Annotated in this window: 13 protein-coding genes; 9 read left to right on the top strand and 4 right to left on the bottom strand. The window is 64.4% G+C overall.

Annotated features, from left to right (window positions below; all coding sequences use genetic code 11):
• Positions 1-18: 18 nt before the first annotated feature.
• From HNP00_RS00670 to HNP00_RS00630, 9 genes are all read left to right on the top strand, one after another.
• Positions 19-2,286 carry a GMC family oxidoreductase gene (locus tag HNP00_RS00670; RefSeq protein WP_184734868.1) on the top strand — a complete coding sequence of 756 codons (2,268 nt, stop codon included), beginning with the start codon at positions 19-21 and terminating at the stop codon, positions 2,284-2,286.
• Positions 2,283-3,095: an enoyl-CoA hydratase/isomerase family protein gene (locus HNP00_RS00665; RefSeq protein ID WP_184734866.1), complete on the top strand. Its 813-nt coding sequence runs from the start codon at positions 2,283-2,285 to the stop codon at positions 3,093-3,095. The genes HNP00_RS00670 and HNP00_RS00665 overlap by 4 nt, the downstream gene beginning before the upstream one ends.
• 46 nt (positions 3,096-3,141) lie before the next feature.
• Positions 3,142-4,659 carry an aldehyde dehydrogenase family protein gene (locus HNP00_RS00660; protein WP_184734864.1) on the top strand — a complete coding sequence of 506 codons (1,518 nt, stop codon included), beginning with the start codon at positions 3,142-3,144 and terminating at the stop codon, positions 4,657-4,659.
• 27 nt (positions 4,660-4,686) lie between these two features.
• Complete coding sequence (locus tag HNP00_RS00655; RefSeq protein ID WP_184734862.1) at positions 4,687-5,892, top strand: glycoside hydrolase family 88 protein; 1,206 nt, start codon at positions 4,687-4,689, stop codon at positions 5,890-5,892.
• 5 nt (positions 5,893-5,897) lie between these two features.
• Positions 5,898-7,556 (top strand): GMC oxidoreductase, encoded by a 1,659-nt coding sequence (locus tag HNP00_RS00650; RefSeq protein WP_184734860.1) that lies wholly within the window; start codon positions 5,898-5,900, stop codon positions 7,554-7,556.
• Between the two features lie 61 nt (positions 7,557-7,617).
• Positions 7,618-8,640 carry a LacI family DNA-binding transcriptional regulator gene (locus HNP00_RS00645; RefSeq protein ID WP_184734858.1) on the top strand — a complete coding sequence of 341 codons (1,023 nt, stop codon included), beginning with the start codon at positions 7,618-7,620 and terminating at the stop codon, positions 8,638-8,640.
• A gap of 72 nt (positions 8,641-8,712) precedes the next feature.
• Entirely contained in the window at positions 8,713-9,261 is a 549-nt protein-coding gene (locus HNP00_RS00640; protein WP_184734856.1) for a heme-degrading domain-containing protein, read from the top strand.
• A gap of 100 nt (positions 9,262-9,361) precedes the next feature.
• A complete protein-coding gene (locus HNP00_RS00635; protein WP_184734854.1) occupies positions 9,362-10,432 on the top strand; it encodes a LacI family DNA-binding transcriptional regulator in 1,071 nt (356 codons plus the stop codon).
• 17 nt (positions 10,433-10,449) lie between these two features.
• Positions 10,450-11,448 carry an aldo/keto reductase family protein gene (locus HNP00_RS00630; RefSeq protein WP_184734852.1) on the top strand — a complete coding sequence of 333 codons (999 nt, stop codon included), beginning with the start codon at positions 10,450-10,452 and terminating at the stop codon, positions 11,446-11,448.
• Between the two features lie 56 nt (positions 11,449-11,504).
• Here the strand turns inward: HNP00_RS00630 and HNP00_RS00625 are convergent, their stop codons facing one another.
• The 4 genes from HNP00_RS00625 to HNP00_RS00610 form a co-directional block, all read right to left on the bottom strand.
• A complete protein-coding gene (locus HNP00_RS00625) occupies positions 11,505-11,816 on the bottom strand; it encodes a hypothetical protein (protein ID WP_184734850.1) in 312 nt (103 codons plus the stop codon).
• 42 nt (positions 11,817-11,858) lie between these two features.
• Entirely contained in the window at positions 11,859-12,872 is a 1,014-nt protein-coding gene (locus tag HNP00_RS00620; protein WP_184734848.1) for an isopenicillin N synthase family oxygenase, read from the bottom strand.
• Positions 12,873-12,917: 45 nt separating this feature from the next.
• Positions 12,918-13,265, bottom strand: a complete 348-nt coding sequence (locus tag HNP00_RS00615) for a VOC family protein (protein WP_184734846.1) — start codon at positions 13,263-13,265, stop codon at positions 12,918-12,920.
• Positions 13,266-13,340: 75 nt separating this feature from the next.
• Positions 13,341-13,637 carry a hypothetical protein gene (locus tag HNP00_RS00610; protein ID WP_184734844.1) on the bottom strand — a complete coding sequence of 99 codons (297 nt, stop codon included), beginning with the start codon at positions 13,635-13,637 and terminating at the stop codon, positions 13,341-13,343.
• Positions 13,638-13,681: the final 44 nt, after the last annotated feature.

Below are 13,681 nucleotides of genomic sequence, written 5' to 3'. Positions count from 1 at the left end.
CCCGAAAGGAACTCCGCCATGAGTAGCCACCGCATTCTTACCCCGTACGAAACCGAACTCGCCGACGCATTGTTCGAGACGATGTTCCCGTCCGACGGCGACAGCCCCGGCGTCCGCGAAGCGGGTGTCACCGACTACCTCGACCTGACGCTTGAAGGCTACGGGCGGAAGGACCTGCCGCGGTACCAGTGGCTCTTCGGTGCCTTGGACCGCCATTCCGAAGTCAAGTACGGCCGCAACTTCGCGTCCTTGACTATAGAGGAGCGCTCCGACGTGCTGGTCTTGCTTGAGCAGGGCGAATTGAGTGACCGGCTTCCTGCGAAGGAACAACAGGATCTCTTCGGCTTGGTCGTCGCGCACTTGCAGGAAGGTCTCTTCGCCGATCCTGTCCATGGCGGCAACAAGGACGCCGTCGGATGGAAGTTCCTCAAGCACCCCGGCGTCTGGCTGGAAAACTCCGCCGAGGAAAACCTCAGCACCGAGCACGTCACCAAGGGCGGAGTCATCAAGACCCTCGCGGACGCGATGCAGGAAATCCCCCGCGACACTGAAGGACACCGGCTCAAGCAGCTTGGCTACGAGAATGCCGTCAACCCGCAGATGACCGAGGAAGTGGACGTCCTCCTCATCGGCGTCGGCGCCATGGGCGGCCTGAGCGCCCAGGTCTTCGCGGAGGCCGGCTTGAGCGTGGTAGGCCTCGAGGCGGGCCCATTCCGTCCCCTCGACGAATTCCTCCCCGACGAGCTGGAGCACGCGTACTACACACGCGGCGGTCTGGGCCCCAAGTTCCAGCAGGAAACCCCCCGGTGGCGCGAAACCGCGGATGAAGAGGACAGCCGCCAGGCCACCTTCTCCCTGGGCCGGATGGTCAACGGCGTCGGCGGCTCCGCTGGACATTACGGCTCCTGGCTGCGCCGCTTCCACCCGTGGCAGTTCGCCCCCAAGAGTCACTACGACGGCCTCTACGGACCGGACTCGCTGCCCGAGGACTGCACCCTGGCCGATTGGCCGGTCAGTTACGACGACCTGGAGCCCTTCTACACTAAGCTCGAACACCTGATCGGCATCGCCGGCGACGAATCCAATCCGTTCGTCAAGCGCAGCAAACCCCTGCCGTTGCCGCCGACCCGCCCCTTCATCCTGGGCAACAAGTTCAGCAAGACCACCAAGGCGGCCGGGCTGCACCCGCACCCTGTTCCGGCCGGGTTCACTACCGAGTCATACGGCGGCCGGGCTGCCACCGGTTACAGCGCCTGGAACAATGGCCTCGGTTCCTTCCGCGGCGACCGCTGGCACCCGGGCCTGGGTCCCGTGCCTGCTGCCATCGCCACTGGCAACTTCGAACTGCGTACCCACGCCCGCGTCACCCGCATCATCATGGACGAGTCCGGTGCTGCCCGCGGCGTCGAGTGGGTTGATCCGCTCGGCCGGGTCCGGCGCCAGTACGCGCGTGCCGTCATCCTCTCGGCCTACACCTACGAAAACCTGCGCCTTATGTACCTTTCGGCAGATTCCCGGCACGAAAACGGCCTGGGCAACAACACTGGCCAACTGGGCCTGCACTACATGACCAAGATGTTCGGCCACGTGGACGCGCTCTTCCCCGGGACCGAATTCAACCGGCACACCGGCCCGGCCGCGCAGGGTGTCGTCCTGGACGACTACCTCGCCGCCGATTTCAGGTCCCTGGACCACGGCTTCATCGGCGGCGCCACGCTCGGCGCCGAACAGCAGGCCCTGCCCCTGCAGATCGCCCGCGAGACCCTTCCCGAGGACGTCCGCCGCTGGGGCGCCTCGTATCGTGACCATCTGAAACTGTGGTCCCAGCAGGGGGTCATCCGGATTCAACCCGACGCCCTGCCCTACGCATCCCACAGACTGGAAATCGACCCGCGGCACCGGGACTCCTCCGGACTGGGCATGCCGCTGGTCCGGGTGACCTACAGGCTGCGCGAAAACGAACGCCGGCTGGCCTCCTGGATGGCAGACCGTGCCACCGGGCTGCTGAAAGACATGGGTGCCACCAAGACGTGGCAGGGCCCGTACTTCACCGGGGTCGGCTCAAGCCACGACCTCGGAGGTGCCCGCTTCGGCCACGACCCAAAGGCAACCGTCCTCGACCAGCACCTTGCGGTCCACGACACCCCCAACCTGTACATGTACTCGGGTGCTGCGTTCCCCAGCTGCCCGGGCATCAACCCCACCCTGACCATCTGGGCCATCGTCTTGCGGGCCGCAGAACACTTGGCCGGCGAATTTGGCGGCCAGCGAAAGGAGCAGCCATGAGCACGCAGACCGCCCCGGTCACCAAGGAAGTCACAGAACAGGTCACCGTGGAGTACTCCGCCGACGGGCACACCGCGACGATCCTGATCGACCGCTCCGCGAAGCTCAACGCACTCACCCTGGGACTGCTGGAAGATCTCGCCGCGGCAGCGCGCGAAGTCGCCGCCTCCTCAGCGCGGCTCGCCATCGTGCGCACCGGCGGCCAGAAGGTCTTCTGCGTCGGCGCGGACATCAACCACTTCGCCGATCTCTCCGCCGCCGGCATGTGGAGGGACTGGATCGCCACCGGTCACCGGGCCTTCGATGCCCTCGCAGGACTCCGCCAGCCCAGCATCGCCGTCGTCGACGGACTGGCCTTCGGCGGCGGGCTGGAGCTTGCCCTGGCTTGCGACTTCCGCGTCATCGCCGCAGAGGCGCGCGTTGCCCTGCCTGAGACCGGCCTCGGCACCGTCCCCGGCTGGGGTGGCACTGAACGCGCCACGGAGCTGGTGGGCCGGGCACGGGCCAAGGAGCTCGTCCTCACCCGCAGGCAACTCTCGGGTGACGAAGCTGTCGGCTGGGGCCTGGCCACTGCCGTCGCGCCCCAATCGGAGCTCGAAGAGGCCGTTGCAAAACTCAGCAATGACCTGCTGGCCGGAGCTCCCCTGGCCGTGCAGCTGGGCAAGCAACTCATCGACGCCGCTGCCGACGGTGCTCCGTCCCGCGTGCTCGAGGCTCTGGCCGGCGGCCTCGCGGCCGCCACCGACGACCTCGCCGAGGGCGTTGCAGCCTTCCGGGAAAAGCGCGCGGCGCACTTCACGGACAACTGACACACCGCCAGCTGGACCCACACAACATTTTCTAAGGACACCCGAAATGGAAACCAGGAATTACACGCTCGACGACGTCGAGCCCACCTACCGGCCGATGATCATCGACGGTGAAGACGTCCAGGCCCGCAGCGGCGAGACCTTCACGCGGCTGAGCCCGGCACACGAAGTCGAGGTGACTTCCTTCCCCCAAGGCGGGAAGGACGACGTCGACCGGGCCGTTGCCGCTGCACGCAGGGCCTTGGAGGGCGGCTGGCGGAAGTCCAGCGGATCCCAGCGCTCCAAGTTGCTGCTGAAGGTCGCCGAGATTGTCCGCCGCGATGCGGAAGAACTGGCCTTGGCTGAAACGCTCGAAACGGGCAAGCCCATCACGCAGTCCCGCAACGAAGTCGCGGGCACCGCAGAGTTGTGGGAGTACGCGGCCAGCCTGGCCCGGAACACCCAAGGCGATGCCCACAACGCCCTGGGGCCCGACACCCTGGCGCTCGTGGTCCACGAACCGATCGGCGTCGTCGGCATGATCACGCCGTGGAACTTCCCGCTGCTGATCATCAGCCAGAAGCTCCCGTTCGCCCTCGCCGCCGGAAACACCGCCGTGATCAAGCCGAGCGAAAGCACCTCCGCCACCACGGTGATGCTGGGACGGCTCATCCGTGAGGCCGGGTTCCCCGCAGGCGTCGTGAACATCGTCACCGGCGACCGCGTAGTCGGCTCCGCCATCGCGGAGCACCCTGGCATCGACATGGTCAGCTTCACCGGATCAACGGGTGTCGGCAAGAGCATCGCCGCGACCGCCGGCCGGGACTTGAAGAAGGTCGAACTCGAACTCGGCGGCAAGAACCCGCAGCTCATCACGCCCAACGCCGATTTCACCGCCGCGGTGGACGCCGGCGTGTTCGGCGGCTACTTCAACGTGGGACAGTGCTGCAACTCCGGCAGCCGCCTGATAGTGCACCGTTCCATCGCCGACGAATTCGCCGCCGCCGTCGTCGAACGCGCACAACACATGCGTGTGGGCGATCCGCTCAAGTCCGACACTTTGGTGGGTTCCCTCGTCAACGACGCACAGCTCGCCGTCGTCGAACGCTACGTGGCCGAAGGCCGCGACGCCGGCGCCCACCTGCTCACGGGCGGCGGCCGCCTGGATACCGGCCTGGACGGCCGCTTCTACCAGCCCACCGTTTTCACGGACGTCACCGCGCAGATGTCCATCGCGACCGATGAGATCTTCGGGCCCGTCCTCTCCGTGCTGCCGTACGACACGCTCGAGGAAGCGATCAGCATCGCGAACTCCACCTCGTTCGGGCTGTCCGCCGGGATCTGGAGCAACGACATCAACGAGGCCCTCACTGCCGCCCGCGACCTGCGGGCCGGCACCGTCTGGGTCAACCGCTGGATGGACGGCTACCCCGAAGTACCGTTCGGCGGCTACGGCCAGAGCGGAATCGGGCGCGAACTCGGCCGCCAGGCCCTGGCCGAATTCAGCGAACTGAAGACGATCCAGCTGCAGGTCGGCCCCCGCGAAAGCCGGTGGGTGGACGCCCCCGACGCCCCGCGCCGCTGACCCAAGTACCACCCAAAGGAAACCACCATGACTGCCACAGCAACTACTACCACCGCCGCTACGGTCCTGCCCGCCATCCTGCCCCTCACACTTCCCACCGGTTACGAGGTTCCCTCGGCGTTCCGGGAAGCGGCTTCGAAGGCCTGGAGGACCGCTTCCGCAAAGCTCTCGCGGCTCACCACCCAGCACCCGGATCGATTCCCGCTCTACACCGAAGAAGGCAAATGGGTGGTGGACGGCGAAGCGTGGACCAACTGGTGCGAAGGCTTCCTTGGCGGCCAGCTCTGGATGCTCTCCCGCCGCGCCGGCTCGGCCGAGCAGGCACGCTTCCTCAGCGCTGCCGAGCACTACTCGGAACTCATTGAGCACCGCAAGACGGACGACACGGTCCACGACCTGGGCTTCCTCTTCTGGTCCACGTACCGTCGCTGGTTCGAAGCAACCGGCGACACCACCAAACGCGACGTCGTCGTTGAGGCTGGCCGCACCACCGCGAGCCGCTACCGCGAAGCCGGAAAGTACATGCCCAGCTTTCGCCGGCCGGACAGCCTGTTCATCGACATCATGATGAACATCCACATGGCCCTCTACGCCGCGCAGCAGACCGGCGACCAGGACATGGCGCGCAAGGCCGTGGACCACTGCCTCACCACCCGGCGCTTCCTCATGCGCGGAGACGGTTCCGCCTCCCACGAAGGAATGTTCGACGTCGAGACCGGCGCCTTCCTGAAGCAGACTACTCAGCAGGGCTATTCCGACGACGGCTCCTGGGCACGCGGGCAGGCGTGGGCCCTCTACGGCTTCGGAACGGTCTACCGCTTCACCGGAGACCGCCGCTTCCTGGAAACCGCCATCGCCGCTGCCGACTTCTATATCGAAAAGACCGGCGAGCGTCTGGTGCCGCCGAACGATTGGGAAGAACCAGCGCCAGTCCGCCGCTATGAAACGTCGGCAGCGGCGGCTGCAGCAGGCGGTTTCTGGCAGCTCGCCGGCCTGGTGCAGGACCGCACGAAGGCCCGGATCTACGCCGACTACGCGGTGAACATCCTCACCCGCCTGACCGGGGACGATTTCCTGGCCACCCGGGACGAAGACTGGGAAGGCGTGTTGAAGCACGGCAGCTACCACGAAGGCAAAGACCTCGGCGTTGACGAATCCGTCATGTGGGGCGACTACTGGTTCCTGGACACAGTGGACCAAGTGCAGCAGTTCGACGAAGCCCAAGGAGGCTAACCGACATGCCGTACAAGAACATCGATGATGTGCCGCTGCCGCCGAATCCGGCAGCGGCGCCCCCGCCGGATGAGGTGATCCAGACCGACGTCGCCATCATCGGATCCGGCATGGGCGGCGGCGCCATGGCCTACGCCCTGAAGGACTCCGGTGCCAAGGTCTTGGTGATCGAACGCGGCCACCGATTGCCCGCTGAGCCGCAGAACTCGGACCTGGACGAGGTCTATCTCAAGGGCCGCTACAAGAACGCGGACACCTGGTTCAATGGGCGCACCGGTGAATCCTTCAAACCTGGCGTCTACTACTGGGTAGGGGGCAACACGAAGGTCTACGGCGCCTGCCTGCCAAGGTTCCGGGCCAGCGACTTCGAGGAAACCCGGCATGCAGAGGGGATATCCCCGGCGTGGCCTTTCAGCTACGCGGACCTTGAACCGTATTACACGCGCGCCGAAAAGCTCTTCAAGGTCCGGGGCCAGATCGGCGAAGATCCCACCGAACCCTCACACTCCGAGGCATACCCCTATCCTGCGCTCGACCACGAACCTGCGATCCAAGCCCTGGCGGATTCGCTGAGGAGCCAGGGGCTCCACCCCTTCAGGATGGCCAACGGGCTCGACGCCGACACCCCGGAGAAGCGGGCGTTGTGCGCCACGAGCGACGGCGCACCGAATGAAGCGGGACTGAAGTCCGACGCCGAGAAGGTCGCCATCGATCCGGCGCTGGAGGCCGGCGTCGCACTCATGACCGGTGCGAAGGTCACGCGGCTGGTTCTGGGGGCCGACGGACGTACCGTTGTTGCCGCTTTGGCTGAGCGCGGCGGCAAACTCATCAGGATCGAGGCTGCCACGTTCATCCTCGCCGCCGGAGCGGTCAACTCCGCCGCCCTGCTGCTGCGCTCCGCCACCGGGGAGCATCCCCGTGGCCTTGCCAACTCCTCCGGGCTTGTGGGCAGGAACTACATGGTCCACAACAGCACCTTCTTCATCGGGATCAACCCGTTCAAGCTCAACCGGACGCTATGGCAGAAAACCCTGGGTCTCAACGATTGGTATGAAGCGGGTCCCAGCAATCCGTATCCGCTCGGAAACCTGCAGATGCTCGGGAAGCTGCGGGCAAGCATGCTCAAGATGGCCCGAGCCTGGGTGCCCAACCCGATCCTGAAAGCGATGTCGGATCGCAGCATCGACATCTACCTCACCACCGAAGACCTGCCGCGACGCAGCAACGGCGTCAGCGTCGTCGACGGCAAGATCCACATCTGGTGGGAGCCGAACAACCTCGAGCCACATGCAGAATTGGTGCGGCGTGTCAGACGGGCCGTCCGCAAAGCCGGATACCCGGTGATCTTCACCGAGCGCATGGGCATCGAGACAAACTCCCATCAGTGCGGCACGGCTGTGGCTGGACGCGATCCCCGCACGAGCGTCCTCAACCCGGACTGCCGGGCGCACGATCTGGACAACCTCTGGGTAGTGGACAGTTCCTACTTTCCTTCCTCGGCAGCCCTCAACCCCGCGTTGACCATCGCAGCCAACGCCCTGCGCGTCGCGGACACCATCCTCGCTGCCGGTAAGGACGCCGTCGAGGTTTCCACTCACGGGAAGCAATCCGCGAAAAGCTCGCCTGACCGCGAGAATCTCCCGGATCCGCGGCATGCGGATTGATAAGGTCGATAGGCGGGAAGCGCCGCTTCTTCGCCTATCGACCGACCGGCAGGAACACAGCATGGCCCCGCGCATCACCCTCGAAGAAGTGAGCAAGGCCGCCGGCGTCTCACGCTCCACCGCTTCGCTCGTCGTTCGCGGCAGCTCCCGGATCCCCGAGTCGACGGCGCAACGAGTGCGGGAAGCCATGGCACAACTCGGATACGTCTATAACCGGCAAGCTGCCAACCTCCGGGAAAGCCGATCCATGACAATCGGCCTCATCGTCACGGAAATCGTCAATCCCTACTTTGCCGAAGTGGCCATGGCCGTCGACGAGATCACGCACGAAGCGGGCTACACCATTTTCATCGGGTACAGCCGCGATCTTGCCGACCGCCAGCATGAAATCATCGCGTCCATGATTGAACGCCAAGTGGACGGGCTGCTCCTGCTCCCGGCGCCGGACACCGACCCCGTAAGGCTCGCTAAGCAAGTCGATGCAGCCAACGTGCCGGTGGTGCTGCTCGCACGCCGCTTCGCAGGCTTCGACTATGTCGGCAGCGAGAACGTCAAGGGCGCGGGAATGCTCGGAGACCACCTCGCCGCCCTGGGCTGCAAGAGCGTCGCGTTGCTCGGCGGCCGTCCGGCACCGTCGCTCATCGAAAGGGAGGAAGGCCTCAGCGTTTCCTTGGAGAAGGCCGGATGTGAACTGTGGAGCGCCGACGAGTTCCGCAGTGCCATCACCCCCGAAGGCGGCGCATCCGCCGTCGGGCACCTTTTCGACCTGGGCCGGCTTCCCGATGCGGTGGTGGCGTACAACGACATCGTTGCGCAAGGTGTGTACGACGAAATGCGCCGCCGGGGCCTCGAACCGGGCCGCGACATCGCAGTTGCTTCCTTTGACGACACACGGATCGCCGCGAGCCAGGTTCCTCCCATGACGTCGGTGGCTGGATTCCCGCAGGAGATCGGCATTAAAGGCACCGAAATGCTGATGAAGCGACTCGCCGCCGGGAATGAGGACATCACGACCCAATTGAGCCTCGTCCAGCCGCAGCTCAGAATCCGATCATCGACGGCGATTTGGCGCCCCCGGACCTGACGTCGGGCACAGCCGCCCAGGTGCTTGGACACACCGGCAGGCAGACACGAGCAACGAAGGGAACCACGCAGAATGCAAGAGCAAGCCAACCCAAGCCACACGCCGGACATGGAATTCGATCCCGATTTCACAGGAGAGCAGCCGGAATCGGCGCTCCAAGCCCTGATCGAGCGCATCGAAACGGAAGTCCGGACGCTGCAATTCGACAGTTTCAGCCAGGCGGACGCCCTCTCCCTCGGCCTTCTGCTTGTTGAGCTCGGCAAGGAGCGCAATCTTCCCATCGCCATCGACATCCGCAGAAGCGGGCACGTGTTGTTCCACGTCTCCCTGCCCGGAGCCACGCCTGACAACGAAATTTGGGTGGAGAGGAAGAGCCGGACTGCGGCACGCTACGCCGAACCTTCGCTTCTGGTAGGCCTGCGTGGCCGGCTCGGTGGAGGCAGGCTGGAGGACAACGCTTGGTTCGACCAGAACCGCTTTGCCACACACGGAGGTTCCTTCCCCATCTACGCCAGGGGAACGGGGCCGGTGGCAACCGTCACGGTGTCCGGACTGCCACAGAAAGCCGACCATGAGCTGGTGGTCGAGGCCTTGGCCAGGTTCCGACGCAACAAGGTCTAGGTGTTATGCGGGCAGCCGCGCAGTCACCAACTCCGAGTGATGGAATAGGGGTTTCGCAAGCGCTTGCGATAGGAACCGTTACTGGGATATCTTGATGGGCATGACATCTTCGGTGGACACGGTTGCCGAACTTGCAGGGGTCTCAGTTTCAACGGTTTCCCGAGCTCTTCGAAACGTTCCTGGCATATCCGAGGAAACCCGCAAGCGCGTGCAAAGAATAGCGCGGGAACTCGGGTACGTACCCTCCATTGCCGGGTCCCGACTTGCCACGGGGAAGACACGCACGGTTGCGATCGTCACCCCCAGCCTGTCCAAGTGGTTTTTCGGCCAGGTCCTGGCGGCGGCCGGCAGCGTCATGCGTGAAGCCGGCTACGACGTGCTGCTGTACGAACTTGCGGATGAGGCCACACGCGGCAGGTTTTTCGACGGGCCTGCATTGCCGGGCCGAGCCGACGGCGTCCTCATCCTGGCCCTGCAACCAACACCTGCAGAGCTGGAGGCCCTCACGGAGCAGGGCCTTCCCCTGGCCGTCCTGGGCTCCGAACAACCAGGCGTACCGTGTGTACGGGTGGAGGACAGGGATGCGGGTCGCTCCGCCGTGCGCCACCTGCTGAACCTGGGGCATGAGCGGATCGCCTTCATCGGCATCGAGCAAGCAGCCGGAAACACCCTGGGAGGCGTCCCCCCTGCGCAGCGATTACTTGGCTACCGCGACGCTCTCAGCGAAGCGGCGCTCGACCATCGCCCTGAGTATGAGGTCTTCGAAGAAAACACGACGGCAGGCGGATCATCAGCGATGGCCCGGTTATTGTGCGCCGAGATCCCGCCGACAGCTGTTTTCGTCGCCTCCGATGAGATGGCATTCGGCGTGCTCGGGACCCTCCGCGGTGCCGGGATCAGCGTCCCCGGAGACATGTCCGTCGTCGGCTTCGACAACCATGAGCTTTCCGGGCTCCTCGACCTGACAACCATGGACCACTCGGTGACCCGACAAGGGGCGGAAGCGGCACGTCTCCTGGTCTCCGCCTTACAAGCATCTGAAACGAGCGAAACCACGTTGATGGTTCCGGCAACGTTGGTGGTCAGGGGCAGTACCGCACCCCCACGCCCACTGCGCACGAGAACTTACTCCCCCACGAAAACGCATAACCACCTGACAGAGACCGCCTGACAAGGAAGAAGCACGCCATGGAATACCGCAAGCTCGGCTCATCCGGCATGTACATCAGTGAACTGGCCTACGGGAACTGGGTCACCCACGGTGAGCAGATCGATCAGGACACCGCAAACGCATGCGTCCGCCAGGCCCTCGACCTGGGTATCACCACTTTTGACACCGCCGACGCCTATGCCGGCACCCGCGCCGAGACGGCCCTCGGCGAAGCACTCAAAGGCGTGCGGCGCGAAGGCCTGGAGATCTTCACCAAGGTCTACTTCCCCACCGGTGAAGGTAAGAACGACCGAGGCCTGTCTCGCAAACACGTGATGGAGTCCGTCAACGGTTCCCTGCGTCGCCTCGGCACGGACTACGTCGACCTCTACCAGGCCCATCGCTTCGACTACGAAACCCCGCTCGAAGAGACCATGCAGGCATTCGCGGACATCGTCCGGGCAGGCAAAGCGCTTTACGTCGGCGTCTCCGAGTGGACTGTCGATGAAATCCGGGCGGGCGCCGCACTCGCCAAAGAACTGGGAATACAGCTCATTTCGAATCAGCCGCAATACTCCATGCTGTGGCGCGTCATCGAGGAGGAAGTCGTCCCCGCCAGCCAGGAACTCGGCTTGGGCCAGATCTGCTGGTCACCCCTTGCCCAAGGGGTTCTCACCGGCAAATACATCCCAGGCCAGAACGCGCCCTCGGCCTACCGTTTCGCGACGGAAGAAGGCGAACTGAAGGCCGAGCACAAGTTCATGCGTCCCGAGGTACTCGAACGGGTCCAGGCGTTGAAACCCATCGCGGAAGAAGCCGGCCTGTCCATGGCCGCCCTCGCCCTAGCCTGGGTCCTGCAGAACAGCAACGTCTCGGCTGCCATCGTGGGGGCATCGGGACCCGAACAGCTCGTGGACAACGCCACCGCCGTCGGAATCACCCTGGATCCGGAGCTGCTGGCTCGGATCGACACGGTCCTCGACCCTGTCATTGAACGCGACCCCAGTAAGGTCGAATCCTTCACCACGCGCCCCTGACGGGCCTGACGGTGAGAGGTCCTGCCCGGGAAACCGGGCCGGACCTCTCACCCACGCTACGCCGCCAGCCGCGACTGGATGGCTTGCCGAAGAGCTTCCAAGCTGGGCAAGCCCGAGAGGCCCCCGCCGGTGCGGTAGACACGGCATGCCATAGCAGGCTCGGCCTCCGAGTCGAAGAGGTCAGTTCCGTCGATGGTGAATGTCGGGGATCCATGGAATCCGGACGCCGCGGCTTCCTCGTCCGACATGATCTCCGTGACCGAAATCAAGGCCGAATCGTTTCCTTCCAATTCCAAAGCCCGGGAAAACAGCTCACGGGCCGCAGACCCGTGGGGACAGTCTTGGATGGTGAGCAATTCGAAGTCCATGCGCTCATTATCCTCCCGGCGCCGTCAGTCCCTCCGGCGCCGTCAGCCTGTCAGCAGGTCCTCGTGATGCTCCGCGACGACGTTCGGGTGCGCCCGAAGCCGATAGCGGAGGGCGTTGTCACCGTAGGTTTCAAGAATCGGACTGTTCGTCGGGTCAACCGACAAGCCGCGGGCCTTCGCTTGAAACTCCGGGCTCACCGCCAACTGCGGCATCCTCGCGTCCAGCGCAGGATTGTAGAAAAAGGGCAGGGATATCCGGTCAGTGCCTCGAAGAGGCGAGATCACGCGGTGCAGGGTTGCCTTGAGGTAGCCGTTCGTGGCCAGTTCCAGCATTTCGCCGATGTTGACCACAAAGGTTCCCGGCACTTGGGGCGCGTCGATCCACTTCCCTTGGTACTCGACCTGGAGGCCGCCCTTCCCGGGCTCCACGAGGAGCAGCGTCAGCACGCCTCCATCGCGGTGGGACCCGACGCCCTGTTTGGGTTCCGGGTTGGACTCCCCCGGATATCGGACAATCTTGAGCACCGGGAAAGCCCGTGCGGCGAATGCAGCATCAAAAGTGTCCTCGGGCGCGCCGAGCGAAACTGCCAGGGCCCTCAGCAGGGTAAGGGAAATGGCACTCAACCATTCGGTCCATTCTGAGACGATCCCCTGCATTTCCGGGAGCGCCGCTGGCCACAGATTAGGCCCTTCCAGGCGCCAATAGTCCGCAACGCCCGGACCCGGCTCCACGGCGTCACGTTCGACGCCGATGTCGATCTGCTCGCGCCAATCAACCCCACCGTCAGTTAGCTCACCGCCGACCCGGGTGTAGCCGCGAAACTGGGGACTATGGATATTCTCGATCGCAAGCTTTTCCTCTTCGGGCAGATCGAAGAAGCGGCGCGACACGTCGAGAATGGCATCCGTCAGCTCCTGGGGGATGCCGTGGCCGGCCAGGTAGAGAAAACCAACTTCATGCATGGCATCGCGCAGTTCGTCACGGAACCGGGCAGCCTCTTCCGGTCCGGCATTCAAACGTGAGAAATCGAGTACGGGCAATGTATCGAGTGTCACTGCGCTTCGTCCTTTTCATCGATGCTGGAAGGTGTCTGTTCCCCGTCACCCAGGTTGTTTTGGACGCCACACACCGAAACGGTTGCCGTGTGGGTCCAGGAGGTGCGCGAACTCGATGGCGCCGTTGTCGACGAACGGGAGGGCCACTCTCGCACCGAGCGACTCGGCCCGGGCGATCGCGGCCTTCACGTCGTCGACTTGCACATAGAAGATCGCCCAGGATGTCCCGTCCAGCGAGGAGGTGTTCCATAGCCCACCCTTGTCGCCATTCACCATCTGGTAGCCGACGGGCGAAGACTCACCAAAAGTCCAGTTGAAAAGTGGGCCGTAGAAGCTCCGCGCGGCATCCGGGTCCGGCGAACCGACTTCAAAGTAGTTCACTGTGGCGGCCATGACTCTTTCCTTTCCACTTCCGCCGGGATTAGACGGAGACCGCCCGCCAGACCTGGGGGCGGCCTCCTGGATAGGTCAGGGCATGACCTTGTAGAGATCGACGACGGTCTCTTCCGGGGGCGACTCGAATCCGCCCTCGATGCCCGCCTGCATGCGGGGCATGAGAATGCCGTCGCGGAATCTTTCCCAACTTTCCTTCGACTCATGGACGGCCATGATCGTCCAACCACCAGCTGACGGGCCTGCGGCATGGAAAGTCTGACCGTCGGGCAGGCGGCCTTCTCCTGGGTGAACAACGGCGATTGAGGCCTCGTATTGGTCCTTGGTGCCTCCTGGGAAGAAGTGCACGACTCCGTATGGTGCGGCTTCCATATCTGCTCCTTGAATGGTCTGGACGGGTGGACATGCCAAGCAAT

This window comes from Arthrobacter sp. AZCC_0090 (assembly GCF_014207375.1).
Taxonomy (GTDB): domain Bacteria; phylum Actinomycetota; class Actinomycetes; order Actinomycetales; family Micrococcaceae; genus Arthrobacter.
This window is presented reverse-complemented; position numbering and strand designations above follow the sequence as displayed.